Here is a 24207-nt window from a genome sequence, read left to right on the forward strand (position 1 = left end):
TGTGTTCAACCTGTCGCAGCGAGCGACATCTCCGGACTGAGCGACTGCCCGCGGGACGCGGCGACCACTGCGTCCACATCCAGGATGAGAGCGACGCGGCCATCACCAAGGATGGTGGCGGCGGCAATGCCCGGAACATGGGTGTAGTTGGCTTCCAGCGACTTGATGACGACCTGACGCTGACCCTGGATGGCATCGACCATCAGCGCGCGCTGACCGCCGCCTTCGGATTCGACCAGAAGTGCCACGCCCTCGACCGGATTTGCCTGTGTGGCGCGGAAGTTGAGGATGCGGCCGACATCGACCAGCGGGCAGAACGAGTTGCGGATCGAGATGAGCCGCTGCGTTGCGCCAAACGAGTGGATGGCAGACGCTTCCGGCTGCAATGTCTCCACGATCGCCGTCAACGGCACGACAAGCGTCTGGCCGGCAACCGTTACCACCATGCCGTCGAGGACGGCGAGCGTGAGCGGCAGGCTCATGGTGAAGGTCGAGCCCAGACCCGGGCGCGAGGAGATCGAGATACGGCCGCCAAGTGCCTGGATCGAACGTTTGACCACATCCATGCCGACGCCGCGGCCGGAAATGTCGGAGATCGTGTCTGCCGTCGAGAAGCCAGGCGCGAAGATGAGGTTGTCGATTTCCTCGTCCGACAGATTGGCATCCGGCGAAATCAGGTCGTTGTCGATTGCCTTCTGCTTGACGCGCTCACGGTTGATGCCGCCACCGTCGTCGATCAGTTCGATCAGGATGCGGCCCGAACGATGCTTGGCCGAAAGCTTGATCGTGCCTTCCGGATCCTTGCCGGCGGCTTCGCGCTTTTCAGGGCTTTCGATGCCGTGGTCGACAGCGTTTCGGATCATGTGGGTCAACGGCTCGGCGATCTTGTCGATAACCGTCTTGTCGACTTCGGTGTTCTCGCCTTCGGTGACCAGACGGATCTGCTTGCCGACCATGTCTGCGACTTCGCGGACGATACGCGACATGCGCTGGAAGACCGGCTTGACCGGCTGCGCGCGGATCGCCATGACCGAGTCCTGGATCTCGCGCGTCAGCTGCTGCAGCTCTTCGAGACCCATATTGACGGCGGAGGTGCCGCTGGCATCGTTTTCGATGACGCTCTGCGAGAGCATCGCCTGGTTGATGACAAGCTCGCCGACCAGGTTGATCAGGCGATCGACGCGATCGAGATCGACGCGGATCGTCTGGCCGGCGGCCGCTGTGGCAGCGGCCTGGGCCGGAGCCGGCGCGGGTGCTGCGGCTTCCTTCTTTTCGACGCGTGCCGCGGCGGCAGCCATCTTGCTGACGTTGGCGGCAGCTTCAGTCGCCACGACGGTGGCTGCCTCGTCGGCAGCCTTCGTGTCGGAGCCGAGCTCATCGTCTAGCGACGAGAGATCGAATGGTACCGGAACCATCGGCAGTTCTTCGTCGCTTGGCTTTGCTGCGGCCAGCTTGACGTCGAGATCACAGTCCCACTCGGCGAATTCGAACACCGAGCGAATATCGGCTTCGGTCTTTTCGGTCGTCAGGGAGATTTTCCAGCTGAAATAGGAGGCTTCCGGATCCAGCTTGTCGAGGGTCGGCAGCTGCTCCATGTCGCAGCCGACGCTCATCTCGCCGAGCTTGGACAGGTCGCGCAGCAGGAGGGCTGCTTCGTTGCCCTTGGCATAGAGATCGTGGCGCGGCTTGAAGCCGATCTCGTAGACCGACCCTTTTGCTGCCGGGACGTCGTCGTCGAAACCATCGAAGGTGAAAGGGATCGGCTGGAAACCGCTATCATCGCTCGGCTTCGGTGCCTCGGCCTTTGCAGGCTTTGCGATTTCGGCATGGGCCGAAGGCATTTCGCCGTGGGCAAGGGCTTCCAGTTCCTTGACGAGGCCGCGTGATCGCGCCTCGTCCACACCACCGCCGTCACGGGACGCGGTGACGAGATCGGCGAGCACGTCGGCCGATTTCAGCATCACCTTCAGAACGTCCTGGTTCGGCTCGAGCTTGTTGGACCGGACGCAGTCGAGCGTCGTCTCGAAGACGTGGGCAAAGCCCACGAGGTCATCGAGGCCGAAGGCGCCTGCTCCACCCTTGATGGAATGAACGGCGCGGAAGACGGCGTTGACCGTTTCGGGGTCGCGGTCCCCGTCGTTCAGCTTCAGCAGACCAGATTCCAGTTCAGCGAGCTGTTCTTCGCATTCCTGAAAGAAGATCTCTTTGATTTCGTTCATATCCATGGGAGGATTTCCTGGCTCAGGCGGTTACACGCTCGATGGCATCGATCAGTTTGGCGGGATCGAACGGCTTGACGATCCAACCCGTGGCACCGGCCTGGCGGGCGCGGTTCTTCTTCTCCGCGTCGCTTTCCGTGGTCAGGACCAGGATCGGGATGGCGCGGTACTTGTCGTTGCGGCGAACGCCTTCGATGAAACCGAAGCCGTCGAGGCGCGGCATGTTGATGTCGGTGACGATCACATCGGGGTTGCAGCCTTCGAGGACTTCGAGACCTTCGATGCCGTCTTCAGCCTGGATGGTTTCGAAACCGGCGTTGTTGAGAGTGACCAGAAGCATGTTCCGGATCGTCCGTGAATCGTCCACGGTCAGGACTTTTTTCTTCATCGCTAAATCTCCTTAGCAACCAAATTCTGTGTATCGAGGCCGATGAGCTGCATCGTCTTGACGAAGGCATCGGAAGGCTTTTGGACGGCAAAGGACTTCTTGTCGTCATCCCAGGCGTTTGCGCCGGCGACGAGGACCTGGACGCACTGGACGCCGAGACGCTCGACACCGGACGCATCGATGACGATGTCGCTACCGCGCATGGACAGCAGTTTGGCGTGCAGCGCGGACGCCTCGTTGAGGTCCAGCACGGAAGACAGTTTCAAACTTCCCGGACCGGCTTTCTTGGCCGCCATCAGCTTATTCCTTGTCGTTTGGAGTAAAATGTCTCTGAGGAACCGATGCGTTCCGCCGCGGCCCGCGGGGAGATGTCGGTGGCAATTTCCGGCCGGCGTGCAGCCGGTCTTGAGCGGTCGTCATCGTAACGGCCCTGTCGCGCAATCCGGAATTCGCGAACCGTGCGTCCAAGCTCCAGGATCACCGTCTGCAATTCGTCCGCGCCTTCGCCCGAGCGACGTGCCAGAACGGCATTGGATGCGACTTCCTGGCTGAGATCACTGACATGTGCCGTAACGACGTCGAGGCCTTCCGCCTGGACCCCGGTATCGCGAGCTATGCCCGCAATCGTGTCGTTGATGGCGGACACCTGCTGGACGATGCCATCGATGGCGCCCTGCGTGCGGTGAACCATTTCGACACCGGCATCGACCTGCGTCTTAGTGCCGTTGACGAGCGTCTTGATCTCGCGGGCGGCCTCGGCGGAACGCTGGGCGAGCGCCCTCACCTCCTGCGCAACGACAGCAAAGCCGCGGCCACTGTCGCCGGCGCGGGCGGCTTCGATGCCGGCATTGAGGGCGAGGAGATTGGTCTGGAATGCGATCTCGTCGATCGTGCCGATGATCTGGCCGATCTTTTCGGCTGACGCTTCGATATCCGCCATGGCGCTGATCGCCTGACCAACGACCTTGCCGCTGTCTTCCGCTGACCGGCGTGTGGCGGCCGTCGCCTTTTCGGCGGCAGCCGTGCCGACGGCACTCTGGCGGACACCGGCAGCGATCGACGAAAGCGTTTCGCCGGACTTTTGCAAGCGGGCGGACTGGTTCTCGGAAGTTCTGGCGAACGTGCGTGCGCTCTCGGAAAGAGCGTCGGTCAGCATGTCCGCCTGGATTCCGGTTTCGCCGACGGTCTCGAATGTCGTGCGGAGGTCGCCGATGGCGCTGTTGAGGATGTCGCCGAGTTCGCGATAGGCGTCCGGCATGTCGTCCGGAACCTTTGCGGTCAGATCGCGATCGGCCAGCGCTGAAACCACGGAGAGGAACGTCTCAACGGCCTGCGCCTGATCGGCCTGGCGCTGCTCGGTCAGGGCACGCTGGTGCTTGAGGCGCAATTCGTTGAAGCGCAACGACACCGCGATCTCCGCGTCGACCATGACGAGACGCACGATTGCGCTGACGAGATCGTTGAGTTCCTGTTCGCGCTTGCGACTTGCCGGAAGAATGGAGCGCGATGACATGCCGGCGACCGCACCGGTGATCAGATGCTCGAGCATCACCGAATGACCGGCAAGGTGCCAGCGCGGATCAAGACCCATGCGGCTTTCGGTATCGGAGAGGAGTTTGACCCGTTCGGCATACAGTGCATCGAAGCGCGCGTCGCTGAGCACGCTCCAGTGAGACGCCTGGAGGTCATGCAGGCGTTCGATCTGCTGTTCGCTTTCGAAGATACCGGCAGCCTCGGGAACGGACTGCAGCCGATGAAAATAGTCGCGCAATCCGGCTTTGAGATGAGGTTCGAGCTGCGGCCGGCACCGGCGCAGCAAGTCGCGCAGGTCCCCGTCGAGGCCAGCAAAGGCCAAGCGTTCGCTCAGGCTGCCCGCCTGGCTCCGTCGCCCCTGTTCTGTCGGCGTGTCCTGCACCAAAACCGTCCCCGCATGAAAGTCAGACCAACCCGACGAGTTGGTGTATTGCCGCCCAGCCAGGCAAATCCGAAACGGGCGGGAGCGTGCCGGGACAGGCCATGGCCTGTCTGCGGTGGCGACGCTTATACCGCGAAGCATTTCGTAATCTGTCGATGAGAAATACCGGATTCAGACCGGTACGGCTTGGCGGCTTCATGCCTGTTGGGAACCCTCGGGACATCCCATTCGCCGTCTATCTAATATGTATGGTTAATTCCTTGCCCGAAGGTTAACGCGGGCGGTGTGAAATGCTTTTTCAAGCAAAGTCAGAAACCGGCCATAGCTCGATCTGTCCGCAAAAGTGACAACAAACAGAGGCGCAGAACATCTCAACCAAAAGCTTTAAAACTTTCAGTAAAATCAAATGGATCTTATCTGGAAGTTCAGCTTGTGGCGGTGTTTCAATTGTCCGGCGGCCAGATCAGTTCGGCCAGCGCTCGTTGGCCGTCCTTGCTTCCGGTCGATGCAAGAGCCTGAAAAATTCTTCGCGCATCGGGCTTGCGACCGACATTGAGGTAGGCGTAGCCGCGAAGGATCATCAGATCGGTCTGTTCCGGCGTGATCTGGGCGCGCTGATCGAGCGCGATGAGCGCCTCCCGGTAGCGACCGAGGTTGAAGGAGCTTTGGGCGCGATTGGCAAGAATGGCGCTCTGAAGCTCCACGGCGCGGGAGTTGGTCTGCTTGGCGGCGGCGGCGGCAACAGACGCCTGATCCGTCAGGCCTGCCCGCAGATAGGCAAGGCTTCGACCATAGGACGCATCAGAGCGGACCACGTCGGAAGCACTGTTTTGCGCGACCTCGAAGGCCTTGACGGCTTCGAGCGGCCTGTTCAGATCCATCAGGCACCAGCCGCGCGATAGCGCCTGGTCCGGATTGGTCTGTCGGAGTTCCGTCAGAGCACAACCGCGAGACGGCGGCCCGGAGCTTGCCTGAGCGGATCTGGTTGCCTGGCGGACCGACGGCTGCACGGCAACAGGCTGCCGGGTTGCAGCGGCACGCTGCGGGTTGGGTTGCTGGACGCTGCGTTGCGACGGTTGCTGATAGGGTTGTCCGTCCTGCTGCGAATAGGCTTCTGCAGTGCGATCCTCGGGCCTGACGCTCGGCAGCGGCGGTTGGCGACGGTAACCTGTCCGGTCGTCGACGCCCGCTACCGATGGTCTGCCGAGATTTGCTATGCGCTCTGAACGATCGCCCCAGGCACGCTGGAGAGAAGCTACACCGGCCCGGTCGCCCAGGTCGTTGCGGGTCAGCGCCAGACCGTAGGCGGAGGGCTCGTCATCCGGCTTCCAGGCGAGTGCTGCCCCGAACCACTCGGCGGCTGTGCGAAGCTGCCGCATTGCTCTTGCATACCAGCCGAACTGTTGTGCCGCGTCGGCATCGCGGGCGGCGATCACGACAGGCGCCATACGGGCCAGAACCTCTTCCTGCAGCATGGGCGGAGGATCGAGTGCAAGAAGATTGGCGACGGCGGAAAGATAGGCCGCCTTGGTGCCTTCGGAACTTTCCCGGAAACGATAGAGAACGTTTTCCGCTTCGAGCGGCGACTTCTGGCGGACCAGGGTGAGCGCCAGCCCCTCAGCAGCGGAGGCCGTCTTTTCCTTGCCATAGGCGCGCCGGAACCAGCGCTCGGCACCGCCGAGATTGTCTCTGCGATAGGCATACCAGCCCAGCAGCAGCGCGTCCGAGGCGAGCCCCTCGCGTTCCGCGAGTTGTTCGAGACGCGTGACATACTGCTGGCCGACGACCAGTTTCGCATCGTCGCCGGCTTCGTTGACAAAGCGGCGCGCGAGATCGTTTCTCAGACCCTCGAATTCCGGCTGACCACCGGCGGGAGTTTTTTCCTTGGCGAGGAGATCTTCCAGCATGGTGGAGGAAAGAAGTTCACTCGCCTTCTGCACCGTGGCGACACGCGCGGCGGTGTCCTCGCAATTGTCCAGAACGTAGAGATAGGCATCCCGGGCGCGACCCTGTCGCTCGGTCTCGGCAAAGGCTTCCGCCACCCGCCACAAGACGTCGATTTCGCTGCAGGTGAGAAGGCTCGGGTTTTCGGCCGCCATGCGGATGACGACGTCGTAATCCTTGCTGTCGGAGGCGCCGGTCAGGCTGACACGTGCCTCGGCAAGCTTTAGCCGGTCGAGGAGATCGTCCGGTGCCTGCCAGCCGCTCTCGGCAGTCTGACGGTCGGCGATTGCCTTACGCACGTCGGCAAAGCGCGACTGTGCATAGAGTTGCCACATGTTTTCGAGCTGTGGATCACCGCTTGCGCGCACAGCCAGCGGATCAGCGGGCGGCGACCAGGTCGGATAGAGCGCGCGCAGGCGCGAGATCTCGGCCTGAAGCCGTGCCGTGTCGCCACGGGCAGCAAAATATCGCAAGGCGCTTTCATCCACGACGACCGGAGGCGGCGTGTTGCCGCGCTGCGCCGTCAAGTTTTCGGGACGCTGCAAGGGTGGTGGCGACGATGCGGCCGGGGACTGTGCGATCAAGGGCATGCCCGAACGCGCCGGGGAAGGCGTATCGGCCGGTTCGGTGGCGGATCCGTTCGGCAGCGTTTGCGTGATCACAAGCGCTGCTGCACCCGGAGACTGCGCGGAAGGTTCGTCTGAGGAGAGCAGTTGAGCCGTAAGCCGCTCGGTCTTGGGACGCGGCTGCATACCGTCTGCCCATGCGGGCGCGTCGGGACTGATGGCGCCGGTCAGCTGCGTCATGTCGACATTGGAGGATTGTCTATCGAGGCTCCAGAATCCAACAGCGGCGATACCTACCACCGTCAATGAGATCATCATAACCTTCATGGACTTCCGATCCCGATCCTAACCCCGACCTGTTGCCCCGCAACGAGGCGTATCAATGGCATGAACGCCATGATGTGTAAGAATGAGCTGATATGGTTAACGAACAATTTAGATTTGTTTAGCAAATTGTAAGCAAGACTCGCGATTCGCTTCGTTGCGTAGACTTTTGTGGAAGCGGAAATCGAGACGGAAGCGATCGGACGATGACTGTCCAGTAGATGCGCCATTATATGCGAGTGCCCATGACGAAAAGATCATTTGCCGAAGTTCGCCGGTTCGTACGCAGCGACCGCCGAAGCTTCGCAATTGCCATCGCAGGATTGCTGCCTCTCGTCCTGGCAAGTTGCGGCGGAGCTCCGATCCAGCCGGGCGCCCTGGTGAAGACCGTGCAGGCGGAAGAAGCCATGGTCATGCCCCCGCCATCCGGCCCCGGTATCGTCGGCGTCATCGAGCGGCGCTACGACAACGCCATCGAGCAGGAAATTCCGCTCTTCACATCCGCACTCACGCCCGGCCAGAACTTCATCAAGGCGCAGTTCTTCGGCACGAAGAGCGCGTTCAGCTATAGCTCGAACCGGCTGACGTCGAAAATGGTCTCGCAAAGCGGCACGGCCCGCGAAATGGCATCCGGGTTTCCCGGTGTACGGATGTTGCGGTCGCAATTTTACGTCCAGAACAGCTATGGCCCGTTCGGCTATGCGTTCGGACGCGGCAGGGGCAGCGATCTTTGCCTCTACGGATGGCAGCAGATCCGCTCGCAGGCGCAGAAGATGTCGCCGGTCGATAATTACGGCTCGATCCAGATCCGCGTGCGGATCTGCGAGGCCGGCGCGACGGAGCAGGCGCTTCTCGCCTTCATGTACAATTTCACTATCAACGCCTCCGTCGACTCGCTCGGCTGGAATCCCTATGGCGATGCGAGCCCGCTTTCGCCGGAAATCGGACGAACCGGCGCTCCCACCTACCCGCGTCCTGCCTCGACGGAAGCTATCGTTCCGGTCCTGCCGCAACGACAAGCTGCGCCGATGATCCGCCGCGCAGCCCCTGCCGCGCCGGTCCGGCCAGCCGTAGCACCGGTTGCCAGCAGCATGATGGAGCCTGTCATGCAGCCGGTGGGGCCAAGGATCCCCAGCGTTTCCGCCTTTTCTCCCGCAGGCCTCAGTCCGTCAGCACCCTCGGACGCTGCTGCGTCCCCGAGGTCACTGACACCCGCAGCCGCTCCGCGCGTCACTGTTCCTTCGCCTTCCTGCTCGACACAGGCGGAGGGTGCCAATGTCGTATGTCGCTGAGCGTCAGGCCGGCAATCCCGTCGTGATCCTGCCAACCGTAATCCGGTCGATCGAACCGCAAAGGTAATCCGGCGATGCGTACTTTTATTTCTGCCATCGTGTGGGTTCTCGCCACGATCATGATCGTGACCCTGGTCACCTTGCCGATCAACACGCGCACCCAGTTGATCGCGAGCGTCCTGATCGTCACGGTGATGATCATCATCAAGATGCTCAACGCCGACGGCAAATGGCGTCTCGTGGCTCTCGCCTTCGGCACCGCGATGGTGATGCGCTACGTCTACTGGCGCACGACGAGCACGCTGCCGCCGGTGAACCAGCTGGAGAACTTCATTCCCGGCATGCTCGTCTACCTGGCCGAGATGTACAGCGTGATGATGCTGGCGCTCAGCCTCTTCGTCGTTGCCATGCCGCTGCCGGCGCGAAAGCCGCATGGCCGCACGGAAGGACCGCTTCCGAGCGTCGACGTCTTCGTGCCGTCTTACAACGAGGACGAGACGCTGCTTGCCAACACGCTTGCAGCCTGCCGCAACATGGATTACCCGGCCGACAAGTTGACCGTCTGGCTGCTCGATGACGGCAGCACGCTGCAGAAGCGCCGCGCCGACAACGTGGCGGATGCACGGGCTGCGGATGCGCGCTACAAGGCCCTCAACCAGCTTTGCGAAGACCTCGGCGTCAAATACCTGACCCGCGAGCGCAACGAACACGCCAAGGCCGGCAATCTCAACAACGGGCTTGCCCATTCGAGCGGCGATCTGATTGCCGTGTTCGACGCCGATCACGCCCCGACGCGCGACTTCCTCTTGGAAACCGTCCACTATTTCGAGAAGGAACCGAAACTCTTCCTCGTGCAGACACCGCACTTCTTCCTCAATCCTGATCCCGTCGAGCGCAACCTGCGCACATTCGAGAAGATGCCGAGCGAGAACGAGATGTTCTACGGCATCATCCAGCGTGGTCTCGACAAGTGGAATGCCGCCTTTTTCTGCGGCTCCGCGGCCGTTCTCAACCGCAAGGCGCTCGAAGTCTCCAACGGTTTCAGCGGCGTCAGCATCACGGAAGACTGTGAAACCGCGCTCGACCTGCACGGTCTCGGCTGGCACAGCATCTATGTCGACCGCCCACTGATTGCCGGCCTGCAGCCGGCGACCTTCGCCAGCTTCATCGGCCAGCGCTCGCGCTGGGCGCAAGGGATGATGCAGATCCTGCGGTTCCGCTTCCCGCCGCTCAAGCGCGGGCTCTCCTTCCCGCAGCGCCTCTGCTACATGTCCTCGACGCTATTCTGGCTGTTTCCCTTCCCGCGGACGATCTTCCTGTTTGCACCGCTGTTTTATCTGTTCTTCGATCTGCAGATCTTCACCTCCTCCGGCGGCGAGTTCCTCGTCTATTCGCTGACCTACATGATCGTGAACATGCTGATGCAGAACTACCTCTACGGTTCGTTCCGCTGGCCGTGGATTTCGGAGCTTTACGAATACGTCCAGACCGTGCACCTGCTGCCGGCTGTCGTTTCGGTCATGCTCAATCCGCGCAAGCCGACCTTCAAGGTGACGGCGAAAGACGAGTCCGTGTCCGTCAGCCGACTTTCGGAGATCAGCCGGCCGTTCTTCGTGATCTTCTGCGTTCTCGTCATTGCGTTCTTCATCAGCATCTACCGGGTCTATACAGAACCGTTCAAGGCGGACGTGACGCTGGTGGTTGGGGGCTGGAATCTTCTCAACATCATCATTGCGGGCTGCGCGCTCGGCGTCGTTTCCGAACGTGGAGAGAAGCAGTCGTCCCGCCGTATCCGCGTCAGCCGGCGTTGCGAATTCGGGATCGGCGACCGCTGGTTCACGGCGACGATCGAGGATGTTTCGGTCAATGGTGCAGCACTGCAGATCTATACGGAAGGCGCCAGGGACATCGCGAACGGTGCCATGGGTGTGCTCCGGTTCCAGCCGTTCAGCGACCTGCCGATCAGCGACTTGCCGATCGAAATCCGCAATTTCGATACGGTCGGCGACGTGACAACGGCGGGGTGCCGCTACATGCCCCAGAAATCCACCGATCACCGTTTGATCGCCGATCTCATATTCGCCAATTCGAGCCAGTGGACACAATTCCAGACCTCGCGACGTTACAACCCGGGCCTCTTGCGCGGTACGATCTGGTTCCTGGGTCTTGCCGCCTATCAGACGACCCGCGGCCTCGGCTACCTGTTGAAGGATCTGGGCAAGAGCCAGACGACGAAGGAAGGTTGAGCGACATGATCATCAATACACGCTTCCCCCGCCTTCTCTTCGTCGCGGCCATGCTGGCATCGACCGGCGCCCTGTCGGTCTCGTCGCTTGCGCAGCAACCCGCTCAATCGCCGGCCCCCGCATCATCGCCATTCGACATGGGTCCGGAGCGATCCCGCCAAGGTGTAACCCCGACCGCGCCGCCTTCACCGCAGACCCCGGCTCCGGCACCTGTGCCACAGGTTCAACGGCCCATTCCAGCCGCTCCGAAAACGCCCGCGACACCGGCACCGGCGGCCACCGCTTCTCCCTCTCCGGTAACGGCACCTGCTCCTCAGGCGGCAGCCAAGGCTTCGACCGAAACGGCGCGGCGCTACCTCATCCCTGCCCCGTCGCTGCGCCTGAACGGCGAGGTCCAGCAGCGTTCCTGGTCCGTCTACCTGACCGAGGAGCAGGCGGCGACGGGTGCAAAGCTGCACCTCACGTACCAGAACTCGATCGTCGTTGCGCCGGAGGCCTCGCGCCTTTCCGTGACGATCAACGACGTCGAGATCTATGGCGACAAGATTGCATCGCCCGACCAGCCGTTCGAAAGGGTGCTCGACATACCGCCGGGCGTTCTGAAGGCGGGCGGCAATATGGTACGGTTCGCGGCCAATCAGCGTCACCGCACCGACTGCACGGTCGAATCCACGTTCGAACTCTGGACCGACATCGACCCGAAGCGGACGTTCCTGGCGTTCGACGACGAGCGTAGCGACCGGTTCAACCGACTGGACGATGTCAGGGCGGTCGGCGTCGACGGCAGCGGAAAGACGCGGTTCCGCTTGATCGTGCCGGCGCTCGACCAGCTGGGCGCGACGGATGTTCTGATGCGGCTTGCGCAGGGACTATCGCTGGTGGGCGGCATGCCAAACCAGTCGTTTTCCTTCCAGAAAACCATCACACCCGATCTGAGGCCCGGCGAACTTGCGGTCTTCGTGGGGACACCGGACGAACTTCGACCGATCCTTCCGAACCTGGCGGCCGCCGCTTCCAGTGCAGCCGTTGCAAGCTTTACCGATTACCCCGGGCACGGATCCTCCGCTCTGGTTCTGTCGGGACCCAGCTGGCCGGCGCTTCAGGGCCTTATCGACAGTTTCGTTGCCTCCACCGATGGCGGCAGCATCCAGCGCCGCGATACACTGGCGACCTCGAGCTGGCGCGGCATCGATACGCCATTCCTGTTTGCCGAGAAATCGATTGATTTCAATTCTCTTGGGGTCAGCAGCGAGGAGTTTTCCGGGCGGCTTTACCGTACCGAGTTCACAATCGGCGTTCCGGCGGATTTCTACGCGAACGCCTATGGCGAAGCGCGCATCCTGCTGGATGCCGCCTATGTGTCGGAGGTTCTGCCTGGCAGTCACATCGACGTCTTCGTCAATGGGAATATTGCCTCAACCGTTCCGATCACCTCGGACGGAGGCGCCATTCTGCGCCACCTGCCGATCAAGCTGACGCTGCGTCACTTCAAGCCTGGGGTCAACACGATCACGCTCGAAGCTGCGCTGCTGACGGCGTCGGACAAGGCCTGCGCGCCGGGCGCCACTGCGAATGAAGGCACGCGGTTTGCTCTCTTCGGTACTTCACAGTTCGAGATGCCGGATTTCGCCCGCATCGCCCGCGTCCCCAATCTCGGCGCTACGTCCGGCACCGGCTTTCCCTATTCGACCGGCACCGAGTCCGTTCCTTTGTTCCTCGGGCGGATCGATGAAAAGACCCTCGGATCTGCGGCGACTTTCCTTGGCAAGATCGCGACCGCGTCACATCGGGCAATACCGGTCTCGGTGACGATTTCAACGGCGCGTATAGCCGGGCGCAATGCGCTGTTTGTCGGCGCGATCTCCGAATTTCCAGCCAATATCCTGACGGATCTCGGCATCGAGCAGAAAAGCCGCGGTAGCTGGGGTGAGAACAGCGATCACGTCCCGGCCGACCGGGCTTCATTGACGCTCCAGGACTGGCAGGATCGCAACGGCAACAATTTCTTCGGCCGACAGCTTTCTTCCGTGGCGGATTGGGCCAAGCGGAATTTTGACCTCTCCGCACCGATGCTGCGGTTTGCGCCGGCTGGTGACGCGATCTATGTGCCGCCGAAAACCGCCGGAATGATCATCGCACAGGAAAACGATCCGACCCAGACCGGCACCTGGACGGCGGTGATCGGCGCGACGGGCGATGAGCTTTCTGCCGGGATGGAGGCCTTTTCGGCACGCGAGGCGTGGAACCAGCTCGACGGACGCGTGTCCGTGCACGATGTTTCCGAAGCAGATCCGGTGATTGTTCCGGTCAACTGGTTTCACTTCACGCCGACTGCAAACTTTTCACTCTCGAATGCACGGTTGATCGCAACGAACTGGCTGTCGGACAACATCATGTCCTACGGACTGCTTCTCGTCGCGAGTGCAATTCTCGTGGGGCTGGCAACCGGTGGACTGCTGACCCGGCTCGGTCGGAAATAGGCACCGCAGGTCAATCCCGTGCGGCTGTCGGGTCCTCCGGCAGCCCTCCCTTACCGGTAAAGCGTCGGCTGACATGCAGCGATCCCTGAAGGCCGAACCGCCAGGGCTGGTCGATACCACGCGAGATGCCGATCCGCCGTCCCGCGACCACCAAGGGCGGTGTTATCGGCGGAGCAAGCCGGAAAGGCGCTTCCATGAGCGACAGGCCGTCATGCTCGATACCAATTCCCAGCGCCTGGCAGACGCGTCCGGGGCCCGAGCATAACAGCAGGGGCTCCGCCCTGCACCGCCGGTGTTCCATCTCGGCAATGCCGTTCACGGGCTGCAAGGCCCGGATCAGCACCGCGCTGCCCGGCGTGCAAACGAAATTCACGCACCAGTGTATGCCGTAGGAACGGTAAACATAGGCATGACCGGCCGGCCCGAACATGGCAAGGTTGCGGGGCGTCGGCCCGCGAAAGCTGTGGGATGCCGGATCATCCGGCTGGTAGGCCTCGGTCTCGACGATGACGCCGCCGACGCCCGAAAGCTCGAATTCAGCGCCGATCAGGTCGCGCGCCACATCCACCGCGGACCGCGTGAAAAATCCGGCTGCCAGTGCCATGTCGTGCCTCACCATTTCTGCGGTTCATGATCCAACCTAACCACTCGAGAGCGCCAAGGGAACAAAGGGCCTCGTCACGGGTTGGCGTCCATTCCCTGGCTCTTTGCCTCCCGGAGCGTTTTCATGACTGTTTTTTCTTCCGATAACAGAGACTCTGCGGCCTATCCGCTGCAGTCCCTCTTCGTTCCCTTTCCTTTCGTCTGCTTCACCCTGACACTCGGGACCGACCTGGCCTTCTGGCTAAGCGATGGTCACCTGATGTGGCAGAACTTTTCCTCCTGGCTTCTGTTTGCCGGCCTTGTCTTCGGTGGCGTCGCAATCGTCGCTGGCCTGCTGGATATGCTTCGTCCAAGAACGCGGCCGCTGCGCCCGGCATTTCTCACCATCGTCATCTATATCGTCATTCTGGCGCTGGCCTTCCTCAACAGCCTTGTTCACGCCGGCGACGGCTGGACGGCCGTTGTGCCTTACGGACTGGCGATTTCTGTCGTCACATTCGTTCTCTCGGTTTTCGCCGCTGCAATTTCCGCCCGCAAGTATTCCCGCCTGGCCTGGAGGATCTGATCCATGAAGCCGTCCCGCATTCTCTTTGCCTCCGCGCTTTCGCTGTCGCTCGGCACCGCCTTGCCGGCCTTTTCGCAAAGCAATGACTTCGACGTCAACTCGCAGATTGGCCCCGATCCTGTCCTGCCGGAACCATCGCACCCGCTCATCCCCGACCTGAAAGTCGCGGAAGTGATCGGCTGGAAGGATGGCGAAACGCCGAAGGTTCCTGAAGGCCTGAAGGTTACCGTTTACGCCAAGGATCTTTCGAGCCCGCGCACCGTCCACACGCTTCCGAACGGCGATGTGCTTGTCGTGCAATCCAAGGCACCGGCAGGCGAGCCGACCTCGAGGCCGAAGGATTTCATCCGCGGCTGGATCATGTCGATCGCCCACGGCGATATTGGCGCTGAGAAGGAAACCAATATCATCACCCTGCTGCGCGATACCAATCGCGATGGCACGGTCGACGAACGACACGACCTTCTGACCAAGCTGGATTCGCCGTTTGGCCTGGCTTGGGTGGACAATACGCTCTACGTGGCCTCGGCCAGCGCCGTGATCGCCTACCCATACGAACTCGGCCAGAACGAGATTACCGCGCCGCCCAAGGTGCTGACCCCGCTTCCTGGTGGGCCAATCAACCACCACTGGACCAAGGATCTGGCGCTCAGCCCCGATGGCAAGATGCTCTACGTCTCGGTCGGCTCGAACTCCAATATCGTGGAGAACGGGCTCGAGGCTGAAAAGGGCCGCGCCGCGATCTGGCAGGTCGATCGTCAGACGGGGGCGGCACGCGTCTTTGCATCCGGCCTACGCAACCCGAATGGTCTTGCCTTCAACCCTGATACGGGCGTTCTCTACACCGTCGTCAACGAGCGCGACGAACTCGGTCCGAACCTGGTGCCGGACTACATGACGTCGGTGAAGGAAGATGGCTTCTACGGCTGGCCGTGGAGCTACTACGGCAACCATGTCGATGTTCGCGTTCACCCGCCACGGCCGGACATGGTCGAACGGGCGATCGCGCCGGACTACGCGCTGTCCAGCCATGTCGCAGCACTCGGCCTGACGTTTTCGGCCAATTCCGCCATGCCGTCCGCCTTCGCAAGCGGTGCCTTCATCGGCGAACATGGCAGCTGGAACCGGGATCACTTCAACGGCTACAAGGTCGTCTATGTGCCCTTCGAAAACGGCAAGCCTGTTGGCAAGGCACAGGACGTCGTGACAGGCTTTATCGAGAACGATCAGGCGCGCGGCAGACCTGTCGGTGTCGGGATCGATGGAACGGGGGCGCTTCTGGTTGCCGACGATTCCGGCAACACGGTCTGGCGGGTCGCCAATGCCGACGGCACGGTCATTCCGCAGCCGATCGGCACCGACCAGACCACGGCATCCGCACAGCAGGCCGCGACCACCGACAAGACGGATCGGGCACCGGTTGCAGCAGTGAGTCCTCCGGCCAACGGGACGACCGGCTCCACGGAACCGGCACTCGCCGCACCAACCGCCCCTGCAGAAGAGCGGCTGACCGGTCAGGCCCCAGTGTCCGGTAAAAGCGATACGCTGCAGCCGTCGCAAACCGACATTGCGCCAGCAGCAAGGCCCTGATCCGGAAACGGTCTCGCGCTTATTGACGTTAGACAGACGAACTCATGTGCAGCCGGTAACGCCTACTGGCTGCACTTTCTTTTTAAGGTCGCCGTCATGCCGCGCGCTTGAGCGCATCACCGAGCATCGAGACGATGGTGCCGATCTGCTCCTTTTCGATGATCAGCGGCGGCGACAGCGCGATCGTGTCGCCCGTAACTCGGACCAGCAGCCCCTTCTGGAAGCAATCGACGAAGACATCATAGGCACGTGCGCCCACAGCGCCTTCGCGCGATGCCAGCTCGACGGCGCCGACGAGGCCGAGGTTTCTGATGTCGCTGACGTGCGGCAGGCCCTTCAGCGAGTGCAGGGCCTCCTCCCATTCGCCGGCAAGACCGGCGGCGCGGGTCAACAGGCCCTCTTCCTCGTAGATTTCCATGGTCGCGAGACCGGCGGCGCAAGCGACCGGGTGGCCGGAATAGGTATAGCCGTGGAACAGCTCGATCGCGTTCTCAGGTCCTGCCATCAGTCCGTCATAGATCGTGCGGCTGGCAAACACCGCGCCCATCGGGATCGTCCCGTTGGTAATGCCCTTGGCGGTGGTGACGAGATCCGGCACGACACCGAAGTAATCCGTGCCAAACGGCATGCCGAGACGGCCAAAGCCGGTGATGACTTCGTCGAAAATCAGAAGAATGCCGTGTTTCGTGGCCGTTGCGCGCAGCTTTTCGAGATAGCCCTTGGGCGGCAGGATGACGCCGGCGGAGCCTGACATCGGCTCCACGATCACGGCTGCGATGGTTTCCGCCCCGTGCAGTCCGACGAGACGTTCGAGATCGTCGGCAAGCTCGATGCCATGCGCCGGCAATCCCTTCGAGAAGGCGTTGCGCTCGATATCGAGCGTGTGACGCATATGGTCTGCCGGGATCTGCGGAAAGACGCGGCGATTGTTGACGAGACCGCCGACCGAAATGCCGCCGAAGCCCACGCCGTGATAGCCCTTCTCGCGACCGATGAAGCGAGTTCGTGTCCCCTGCCCGATCGACCGCTGATAGGCGATGGCGATTTTGAGCGCGGTATCGACAGATTCGGAACCGGAACCGGTAAAGAAGACACGATCCAGCTTGGCGGCGGCACCACCCGGCGCATGCTCCGCCAGTTTCGTGGCGAAATCGAACGCGATGGGATGACCCATTTGGAAGGTCGGGGCAAAATCCATGGTGGTGAGCTGGCGTTCGACGGCCTGTGCGATCTTCTTGCGACCATGGCCGGCATTGCAGCACCACAGCCCCGCCGTGCCGTCGAGAACCTTGTTGCCGTCGACATCGGTGTAATACATGCCATCCGCCTGCGCGAGCAGACGCGGCGTCGCCTTGAACTGGCGGTTTGCCGTAAACGGCATCCAGAAATTGTCAAGATTGAGCGCGTTTGTCTTGCTCGCGTGATCCATGAAAGCCTCCTGTTCGATAGGGTAGATGTCACGGATTTTTTGGTGGCGAACAAGTCTTTTTGTGTTGGGGGCGGGAGAGGTGGCGGATATCGAGAAATCCATTTTGCCGCCACAAATTCCGCGCTATGACAATTGGGAAGCAGTGCCGGGGACGTAATGCAGTATTTCAAGACACATATAAGGGTATCGACGTCGTTTGCTTTGCGTGAGGTCGCGACGCGATATGGAAAGCATCCCGGCGGATATATTTGGGCGCTCCTTGAGCCGGTATCCTACGTGGTGCTGATGAGCTTCCTCTTCGGAGCCCTTGCGCGTCATCCTGCTTTAGGTACCAGCTTTCCGCTGTTCTTCGCGACCGGTTTCATCGCTTTCGCACTCTATTCCGATACATACCGGTATTTGACCTCCTCGATCAGCGCGAACAGAGCACTTCTTTCCTATCCCACAGTCGCTCCAATCGACGCTTTCGTAGGACGCTTCATTCTGCAATCCATAACGTCGCTTCTGGTGGCGCTGGTGATCCTGACTGGTGCTCGCATGACGGAACCTCACGCGTTAGCCTTGAACTGGAAAGCATTACTGGAAGCAGTTTTCTATGCGTGGGCGCTAGCGATGGGCATGGCCTTCTTCAATGCAGCGCTTTTTCAGAGGTACTCGTTGTATGAGAAGCTGTATTCGATCGTGACGAAGCCGCTTCTACTTCTTTCCGGCGTGTTCTACGTACCCAGCCTGCTGCCATCGCCGTTTCGCGAATATATGCTCCTTAATCCGCTCACGCATGTTGTGATCCTTTTCCGGGAAGGCTTTTACGGAGAGAGCCCGTTGGACGGAGTAGATCGCTTCTATCTGGCCGAATGGTCCGTGTGCATGTTGTTCGTTGGCATGCTTGCGTTCACTTTCATTCCGTTTGCGCGTGAACGATAAGATAGCGCGGACTGACCTTGCAAATCGTCTCACCAGAAGAATTGTGCTCGGTAATTAGATGCCGCACTTAGTTCGCATGCGGCGAACGCAGGCTGCCGCGGGATATCCGATCATTAGCCTGAAGTTCTGCTACACTCCACTCGCGATAGGCGAAGGGGTTAGCAAATATGGAGGATGAGTTTTCAGCGGCTGGTATCAGCATCGATGTGATCGACCGCATCACGGATACGATCGAGAATTACGATTCTCTGCCGTCCGACGACGTCATCGTGGTTTTAAACGAAGCACTCAATGTGATCCGAGAGCTTCTGCGGATGCTCGACGCCGAGTGAGATGGTTGAAGAAGCGGCTCGGCATGCTAAAGTACTGCGCTTTCAAGTCAGGATCATTCCTGGACAAACTATTGCGGTGACATGCGGGATGTACGACCAATATCTGCGTTGGGTAGTTTCATGTTTCGCTTGGGCCGGTTTAAAGCCGCGTGCCTATGTGTTCGGGATGATCCCTTGGAAAAATCAACTGGCGCATTGGCTTCACGGTGAAACCGTTTCCCGAAAGAGCAGGCATGTCGGCAAGGCGTGGTTTAGGGCCTTTATCGCTCCTGTAATTGCGGCTCGCAAAGGATCGAAGGTCTATGTCTGGGGCTACAAGGTCCAACCTTTCGTGGAACAGTTCTGTCGATCACGCAGCATTCCCATCATTCGTGTCGAAGACGGGTTCATCCGGTCCATATCTCTCGGCGCAACCAAGGCGCCGCCGCTATCTCTGTGCTTCGATCGGGGGGGGATGTATTTCGATTCGACCCAGCGTTCTGACCTAGAACAGCTGATTGATACGTACGACTTTGACGCCGACCCGGATCTGATGGCCCGGGCCCGGGCGGGGATCGACACGCTCATTGCCTCTCGGCTTTCCAAATACAATACGTCGACGGACACCGATATTGCCGCAGCCTATGGACCAAAGGCCAAGGGCAAGCGCATCCTTGTCGTCGGTCAGGTTGAGGACGATGCCTCGATCCGATTGGGCTGCGACCGGGTCATCGATAATAACGAGCTTGTGCGGATTGCCGCGGGTGAGAACCCGCAGGCACAGATCATTTACAAGCCTCACCCGGAAGTCCTTCACGGAACGCGCGCCAACCAGTCCGATCCGAATGATGTCAGCGATCTGGCGATGATCCTTAGACAGGACATCACCCTGGCAGATGCCTTTCAAACCATTGATCATGTCTACACGATCACCTCGCTGTCAGGCTTCGAGGCGCTTATTCGCGGCATCCCAGTCACATGCGTCGGGATGCCATTCTACGCAGGCTGGGGCGCAACAGACGATCGACAGAAATGCGAACGGCGGACAGCAAAACGATCATTTGAAGAGATATTCGCAGCGGCCTATATTCTCTACGCCAGGTACTTTCACCCAGCGCTGAACAAGCCGCTCAGCTTCGAAGAAGCGATCGACCTACTGGCGGAGATGAGGGAGCACACCTCGGCATAAGGGAAATACTTAGTTCCGCCAGGTCAGATATCGAACGCTATCTCATTGTATTGCATTAATGCAAATCGGAATTTGCGCTCCTTGCCCAATTTGCTTTTTCACCGCGGCGCCGCTTCGATTTCGCTCCTACTTCTCGCAGCCAGATTTGAAAGGGTAGAAGGAGGCAAGAAAGGTCGTCTTGAATTTGTTGAACGCAGCGTGTGTTGAACTGCCACCGCCATCGTTCATGCAGAAAAAGCGCAACGAGCGATACATTTTCTTATTCTGAAAAGCGCTGAAATTTGTATGGCGTACGATCAAAGACTGCTCATTGCTCTCGATGCAAAGTCCCTTAGAACGCGCGTAGTGGTGATAGAAGAACGATGCAAAAGAGATATCGTCTGCCGTACGAAAGCGCGCTGCACGCGTTGTCGCTGCTTCGTCACCGAATTCGTCTATCATCTCCTTGAACACTGTACGCGTAAACGCATAGGGAGCGTGCCTGTGCATCTGAATAGGCTTAATACCCGTTCTTTCGTCCAGTAATCTCGCTCCACTGACGGCAGCATTTTGCCATTCCTCAGCGCGCCCAGCGTCACTTAGTTGCTCAAGATAAGGCAACACACCGTACGGCTCAAGACGGGCAACAGTTTGCCCGTAAGCATTGAAGAAATCCTGTGGTCTTACAAACCCAGACAGAAAGAAATCATCATTGAAATAAATGAATTTCTCACTGAGGCCGGAAATCTCGTGAAGAAATGTTTCTATAACATGAGAATTGAATGTTGGCAGAATGTCCGCAGGCATCAACGCTTCGTGATAGACCCATTTAAACCGGTCGCTCTCCGTGAACCAATCCGGAGGAGCGCAATTCGAAACGATATATATAGTCCGGACCCACGGTGCGAACAGCTCAATTGAGCGAATCGAATGCTTCAACTCATCATTGTGCGAATATCGATCGGGGTCGATAGCAGCGGATCCTCTGTATGGCCTAATTAGTTCCTGCCAAGCAGGATCGCTACCGTTTACCCAGGTATATACTGCATCAATCTCTTCAATTTTATAAGGCGTAAGTGAAGCCTGTGGTGGATTCCAATTTTTCTCGACAAGTATGCGCTTGACGGGAGTAGTCTCACCGACTGCTACCGCCACGCCTTTCTGCTCCCGCCACAGCGTGATCGAATGCCTACTAAGCAACGCGCTACCGGAGTCGACAACCGCCAACTCTATCCTGCCACTGCTTCCCGGCTTGAGAATCGAAGCTTTAAACCTTGACGGGTTAAAATGAGTCCATCCAGATACGTTGGAATGAACGAAAATACGGACTCCCGCACCTTCGGCAATTTTGGCCATTGCGGACATCAAGAACGGCAACGAAAAGGCGCTGATATCGACGTCGGATTTCAACCCAGAGAAACTACGGGTTATTCCAAGATCGACTGAAGACAGCAGTTGCGACACGCTCTGCGGGGGGCGTCCTTCAACGGTATTACTGAGAACTCTCGACCATTTCCCCGCCTGTTTAGCCGGAAGCATCAAATGAGTGATTGGGTAACGCTGATTCAGTTCATCTCTAAGCAGCACAGCGTATCGTCTAGTTTTCGAAGAAAACCATCTAGTTATGCGTTGGAACATCACAAACTCGCTCATGCCGCGGAATTACCCGGCGGACCTACTTTAGTTGGCCTGCCATATTATATGGCGTGACTCGTCGTTGTTTCATTTGCTCGTGTTGCGACATAAGGCTGTCCCACTCGGCTACAACTGACTTTTTTCTCTCGAACTGAACCCTGCGACCGGTAATTTTCACATTTTCGCAACTGGAAAAAAATGATGAATCCTCTCGAAACTGCGCCTCGTACAAAGTACGAAATATATTCGTATCGCAACCTTCTCCGAAAAACACCTTTATCCTCTCAAAAAAATCCGAGTCTTCACTCACATTAGCTTCTCTAAAGAAACCGACATTATCCAAGACATCCTGGCGAGGAAACATCATTGAAATTATGCAGTTCATGACTCGCTTTTCGTTCACTTCCAGTCGTTCTCGTCTGGAGTTAACCCTGACGTAGTTGCAAGTCACAACTTTTTTCGCCGGATCCCGCAACAACTCAATGACCTGTCTCTCGATCCGGGTCGGGTCACTGACATCATCACCATCCTGAAATGTCAGGTATGCGCCTGTTGCCATCCGCATCCCAAGGTTCCGACTTGCGCCGGTACCGATCGACATCTCATTGGTAACGACACGTATGCGCGGGTCACGTTCGCATAGTTCCGCAATAATGCCAGGCGATGCGTCGGTGCTTCCGTCGTCTACGACGATAATCTGCAAGTTCCTAAACGACTGCGCCATGATAGAAGTCAACGAGGCACTAATCGTATCTTCATTATTGCGTGTCGCGACCACGACACTCACGTATTCGGCCTTGAAATTACCGAACTTACGTCGGAAAAAACGGTACGGCCACCATGCTTCGTACACCAGCTGAGGGTCTGCGATCACGTCTGACAACCGGCCTCTCTTATCGAAAGCTTTGAAGAAAATCTTCAGCAGACCACTGACGGTTGCCGGTCGAATGCGCTCGAGCTCAACGCGAGGATTCCGGCGAAACTTTCGCATCATGTTCGAATTCATCCTGTCTTGAATAGTAGACATGTGACAGGGATATGACACTTTTATGACCGTGAATCTAGGGGGAGGTTGCACAACTCCGAGCAAGATTGGTGCCTGGAGGCCGTTTAGCAGAAAATGCTCTCGTCGGTTGCTGTCTGAGGGCTATGTAGCTCGTATATCTCAGCTAAATGGCAGGCTTCGTCCGGAGTGAAACATCCTATAGCCCCGTGCTTTCTGGGACTGCCCCGAACAAGAGCTAGTGCATCACTGCTCCCTAGGCATCCCAGCGCGCTGCTGTATGCAGCCTTTGACCAACACGGAGCGGCTCCGAAATGCGACACGACATAGCTAAATTGTTGGCCGTCGAGCAGCTTGCATATTCATGTTAGCGCCGATATCTACAGGCGATAAAATTTTGACAAGATCGCACGATCCTGTCCTACAGTGAATGTCAAGTTGACGCTGCTCAGGAGGCCTAAGGCTTAACCACTATGGCAAAAAAAGCATTGATTACCGGGGTGACTGGCCAGGACGGCTCCTACCTTACCGAACTGCTAATCGAAAAAGGATACGAGGTCCATGGGATCAAGCGTCGCAGTTCGAGTTTCAATACACAGCGCATTGACCACCTTTACCAAGATCCTCACGAGACCGGCCTCAAACTTCACCTGCATTACGGCGATCTGAGCGACACGTCTAATCTTACACGTATCGTAAAGGAAGTTGAGCCGGACGAGGTCTACAATCTCGGTGCCCAGTCACATGTCGCAGTAAGCTTTGAATCCCCTGAATATACGGCTGACGTTGACGGATTAGGCACATTGCGACTTCTGGAAGCAATCCGATTCCTCGGCTTAGATAAGAAGACGCGTTTCTATCAGGCGTCCACGTCAGAGCTTTATGGCTTGGTTCAGGAGATCCCGCAGCGGGAAACAACTCCTTTCCACCCTCGCTCGCCGTATGCGGTTGCGAAACTTTATTCTTATTGGATTACGGTCAACTACCGGGAAGCGTACGGCATGTACGCGTGCAACGGAATCCTCTTCAACCACGAGTCGCCGCGACGTGGGGAGACCTTCGTCACCAGGAAAATCACCCGAGGTCTGGCCAACATTTCCCAAGGCCTCGAAACCTGCCTTTACATGGGTAACCTGGACTCGTTGCGTGACTGGGGTCATGCCAAAGACTACGTGCGCATGCAGTGGATGATGCTCCAGAAAGACGAGCCCACTGACTACGTGATCGCCACCGGAAAGCAGTACTCGGTCCGGGAGTTTATTCTTTGGTCCGCAACTAGGCTCGGTATCGAACTTGTCTTTGAGGGTAGCGGTATAGACGAGATTGGTGTTGTGCAAGCGTTGCATAGCGATGAGGTTCCAGGCGTTAAGCCGGGTGATGTCATTGTCAAGATCGACCCGCGATATTTCCGGCCTGCGGAGGTAGAGACCCTGCTTGGTGATCCATCCAAGGCCGAAAATGAACTTGGCTGGAAGCCAGAAATCACTCCACAGGAAATGTGCAAGGAGATGGTTGACCACGATCTTGGCGTAGCAAAACGTCATGCTTTCCTTAGAAAGCACGGCCATTCCGTGCCTTTTTCAATCGAAACGTAGTGGTCGAATG

The 24207-nt window shown here is 59.0% G+C and carries 18 protein-coding genes; 9 read left to right on the top strand and 9 right to left on the bottom strand.

Going from position 1 to position 24207, the window contains the following annotated elements:
* Window positions 1–5 precede the first annotated feature (5 nt).
* The 5 genes from ACQY1J_RS18085 to ACQY1J_RS18105 all read right to left on the bottom strand — a co-directional run bounded on the left by ACQY1J_RS18085 (window position 6) and on the right by ACQY1J_RS18105 (window position 7359).
* Complete coding sequence (locus ACQY1J_RS18085; protein WP_113166197.1) at window positions 6–2225, bottom strand: chemotaxis protein CheA; 2220 nt, start codon at window positions 2223–2225, stop codon at window positions 6–8.
* 16 nt (window positions 2226–2241) lie between these two features.
* Complete coding sequence (cheY1, locus tag ACQY1J_RS18090) at window positions 2242–2607, bottom strand: chemotaxis response regulator CheY1 (protein ID WP_062453839.1); 366 nt, start codon at window positions 2605–2607, stop codon at window positions 2242–2244.
* 2 nt (window positions 2608–2609) lie between these two features.
* Window positions 2610–2903 carry an STAS domain-containing protein gene (locus ACQY1J_RS18095; protein ID WP_062453840.1) on the bottom strand — a complete coding sequence of 98 codons (294 nt, stop codon included), beginning with the start codon at window positions 2901–2903 and terminating at the stop codon, window positions 2610–2612.
* The gene (locus tag ACQY1J_RS18100) at window positions 2903–4525 is read right to left on the bottom strand and encodes a globin-coupled sensor protein (protein ID WP_184654078.1); all 1623 of its coding nucleotides are present in this window, start codon (window positions 4523–4525) and stop codon (window positions 2903–2905) included. The genes ACQY1J_RS18095 and ACQY1J_RS18100 overlap by 1 nt, the downstream gene beginning before the upstream one ends.
* Before the next feature lie 440 nt (window positions 4526–4965).
* Window positions 4966–7359, bottom strand: coding sequence for a cellulose synthase (locus ACQY1J_RS18105; protein WP_430250488.1), 2394 nt, complete (start codon window positions 7357–7359; stop codon window positions 4966–4968).
* Between the two features lie 242 nt (window positions 7360–7601).
* Between ACQY1J_RS18105 and bcsN the strand changes: the two genes are divergently transcribed.
* The 3 genes from bcsN (at window position 7602) to ACQY1J_RS18120 (ending at window position 13374) form a co-directional block, all read left to right on the top strand.
* Entirely contained in the window at window positions 7602–8648 is a 1047-nt protein-coding gene (gene bcsN / locus ACQY1J_RS18110; protein ID WP_430250489.1) for a cellulose biosynthesis protein BcsN, read from the top strand.
* Between the two features lie 74 nt (window positions 8649–8722).
* Window positions 8723–10894, top strand: a complete 2172-nt coding sequence (gene bcsA / locus ACQY1J_RS18115) for a UDP-forming cellulose synthase catalytic subunit (protein ID WP_062453845.1) — start codon at window positions 8723–8725, stop codon at window positions 10892–10894.
* A 5-nt stretch (window positions 10895–10899) separates the two neighbouring features.
* Complete coding sequence (locus ACQY1J_RS18120; RefSeq protein WP_430250490.1) at window positions 10900–13374, top strand: cellulose biosynthesis cyclic di-GMP-binding regulatory protein BcsB; 2475 nt, start codon at window positions 10900–10902, stop codon at window positions 13372–13374.
* A gap of 10 nt (window positions 13375–13384) precedes the next feature.
* On the opposite strand, the gene ACQY1J_RS18125 is transcribed toward ACQY1J_RS18120, so the two are convergent.
* A complete protein-coding gene (locus ACQY1J_RS18125) occupies window positions 13385–13978 on the bottom strand; it encodes a DNA-3-methyladenine glycosylase (protein ID WP_430250491.1) in 594 nt (197 codons plus the stop codon).
* Window positions 13979–14101: 123 nt separating this feature from the next.
* Here ACQY1J_RS18125 and ACQY1J_RS18130 point away from each other — a divergent pair, with 123 nt between their 5' ends.
* The gene (locus tag ACQY1J_RS18130) at window positions 14102–14542 is read left to right on the top strand and encodes a DUF2231 domain-containing protein (RefSeq protein ID WP_062453848.1); all 441 of its coding nucleotides are present in this window, start codon (window positions 14102–14104) and stop codon (window positions 14540–14542) included.
* Window positions 14543–14545: 3 nt separating this feature from the next.
* Window positions 14546–16132 carry a PQQ-dependent sugar dehydrogenase gene (locus tag ACQY1J_RS18135; RefSeq protein ID WP_430250492.1) on the top strand — a complete coding sequence of 529 codons (1587 nt, stop codon included), beginning with the start codon at window positions 14546–14548 and terminating at the stop codon, window positions 16130–16132.
* A 94-nt stretch (window positions 16133–16226) separates the two neighbouring features.
* On the opposite strand, the gene ACQY1J_RS18140 is transcribed toward ACQY1J_RS18135, so the two are convergent.
* Window positions 16227–17561: an aspartate aminotransferase family protein gene (locus ACQY1J_RS18140; protein WP_430250493.1), complete on the bottom strand. Its 1335-nt coding sequence runs from the start codon at window positions 17559–17561 to the stop codon at window positions 16227–16229.
* 156 nt (window positions 17562–17717) lie between these two features.
* On the opposite strand from ACQY1J_RS18140, the gene ACQY1J_RS18145 reads away from it, so the two are divergent.
* From ACQY1J_RS18145 to ACQY1J_RS18155, 3 genes are all read left to right on the top strand, one after another.
* On the top strand, window positions 17718–18485 hold the full coding sequence (locus ACQY1J_RS18145) for an ABC transporter permease (protein ID WP_430241016.1): 768 nt from the start codon (window positions 17718–17720) through the stop codon (window positions 18483–18485).
* A gap of 167 nt (window positions 18486–18652) precedes the next feature.
* Window positions 18653–18817 carry a hypothetical protein gene (locus ACQY1J_RS18150; RefSeq protein ID WP_430250494.1) on the top strand — a complete coding sequence of 55 codons (165 nt, stop codon included), beginning with the start codon at window positions 18653–18655 and terminating at the stop codon, window positions 18815–18817.
* Between the two features lie 166 nt (window positions 18818–18983).
* Complete coding sequence (locus ACQY1J_RS18155; RefSeq protein WP_430243938.1) at window positions 18984–19985, top strand: capsular polysaccharide biosynthesis protein; 1002 nt, start codon at window positions 18984–18986, stop codon at window positions 19983–19985.
* A 126-nt stretch (window positions 19986–20111) separates the two neighbouring features.
* On the opposite strand, the gene ACQY1J_RS18160 is transcribed toward ACQY1J_RS18155, so the two are convergent.
* Both ACQY1J_RS18160 and ACQY1J_RS18165 read right to left on the bottom strand, forming a co-directional pair.
* Complete coding sequence (locus tag ACQY1J_RS18160; RefSeq protein ID WP_430250495.1) at window positions 20112–21617, bottom strand: Stealth CR1 domain-containing protein; 1506 nt, start codon at window positions 21615–21617, stop codon at window positions 20112–20114.
* Window positions 21618–21639: 22 nt separating this feature from the next.
* On the bottom strand, window positions 21640–22593 hold the full coding sequence (locus ACQY1J_RS18165; protein ID WP_430250496.1) for a glycosyltransferase family 2 protein: 954 nt from the start codon (window positions 22591–22593) through the stop codon (window positions 21640–21642).
* 482 nt (window positions 22594–23075) lie between these two features.
* Between ACQY1J_RS18165 and gmd the strand changes: the two genes are divergently transcribed.
* Complete coding sequence (gene gmd / locus ACQY1J_RS18170) at window positions 23076–24197, top strand: GDP-mannose 4,6-dehydratase (RefSeq protein WP_430250497.1); 1122 nt, start codon at window positions 23076–23078, stop codon at window positions 24195–24197.
* Window positions 24198–24207: the final 10 nt, after the last annotated feature.

The organism is Neorhizobium sp. DAR64860/K0K1 (genome assembly GCF_050500205.1).
In the GTDB taxonomy this organism is placed as follows: domain Bacteria; phylum Pseudomonadota; class Alphaproteobacteria; order Rhizobiales; family Rhizobiaceae; genus Neorhizobium; species Neorhizobium soli.

Coding starts and splice junctions, on each gene's coding strand:
- ACQY1J_RS18130 (WP_062453848.1), top strand. CDS start 14,102: ATGACTGTTTTTTCTTCCGATAACAGAGACTCTGCGGCCTATCCGCTG.
- ACQY1J_RS18140 (WP_430250493.1), bottom strand. CDS start 17,561: ATGGATCACGCGAGCAAGACAAACGCGCTCAATCTTGACAATTTCTGG.
- ACQY1J_RS18120 (WP_430250490.1), top strand. CDS start 10,900: ATGATCATCAATACACGCTTCCCCCGCCTTCTCTTCGTCGCGGCCATG.
- gmd (WP_430250497.1), top strand. CDS start 23,076: ATGGCAAAAAAAGCATTGATTACCGGGGTGACTGGCCAGGACGGCTCC.
- ACQY1J_RS18085 (WP_113166197.1), bottom strand. CDS start 2,225: ATGGATATGAACGAAATCAAAGAGATCTTCTTTCAGGAATGCGAAGAA.
- bcsA (WP_062453845.1), top strand. CDS start 8,723: ATGCGTACTTTTATTTCTGCCATCGTGTGGGTTCTCGCCACGATCATG.
- ACQY1J_RS18125 (WP_430250491.1), bottom strand. CDS start 13,978: ATGGCACTGGCAGCCGGATTTTTCACGCGGTCCGCGGTGGATGTGGCG.
- ACQY1J_RS18165 (WP_430250496.1), bottom strand. CDS start 22,593: ATGATGCGAAAGTTTCGCCGGAATCCTCGCGTTGAGCTCGAGCGCATT.
- cheY1 (WP_062453839.1), bottom strand. CDS start 2,607: ATGAAGAAAAAAGTCCTGACCGTGGACGATTCACGGACGATCCGGAAC.
- ACQY1J_RS18155 (WP_430243938.1), top strand. CDS start 18,984: ATGATCCCTTGGAAAAATCAACTGGCGCATTGGCTTCACGGTGAAACC.
- ACQY1J_RS18135 (WP_430250492.1), top strand. CDS start 14,546: ATGAAGCCGTCCCGCATTCTCTTTGCCTCCGCGCTTTCGCTGTCGCTC.
- ACQY1J_RS18150 (WP_430250494.1), top strand. CDS start 18,653: ATGGAGGATGAGTTTTCAGCGGCTGGTATCAGCATCGATGTGATCGAC.
- ACQY1J_RS18160 (WP_430250495.1), bottom strand. CDS start 21,617: ATGAGCGAGTTTGTGATGTTCCAACGCATAACTAGATGGTTTTCTTCG.
- bcsN (WP_430250489.1), top strand. CDS start 7,602: ATGACGAAAAGATCATTTGCCGAAGTTCGCCGGTTCGTACGCAGCGAC.
- ACQY1J_RS18105 (WP_430250488.1), bottom strand. CDS start 7,359: ATGAAGGTTATGATGATCTCATTGACGGTGGTAGGTATCGCCGCTGTT.
- ACQY1J_RS18095 (WP_062453840.1), bottom strand. CDS start 2,903: ATGGCGGCCAAGAAAGCCGGTCCGGGAAGTTTGAAACTGTCTTCCGTG.
- ACQY1J_RS18145 (WP_430241016.1), top strand. CDS start 17,718: ATGCAGTATTTCAAGACACATATAAGGGTATCGACGTCGTTTGCTTTG.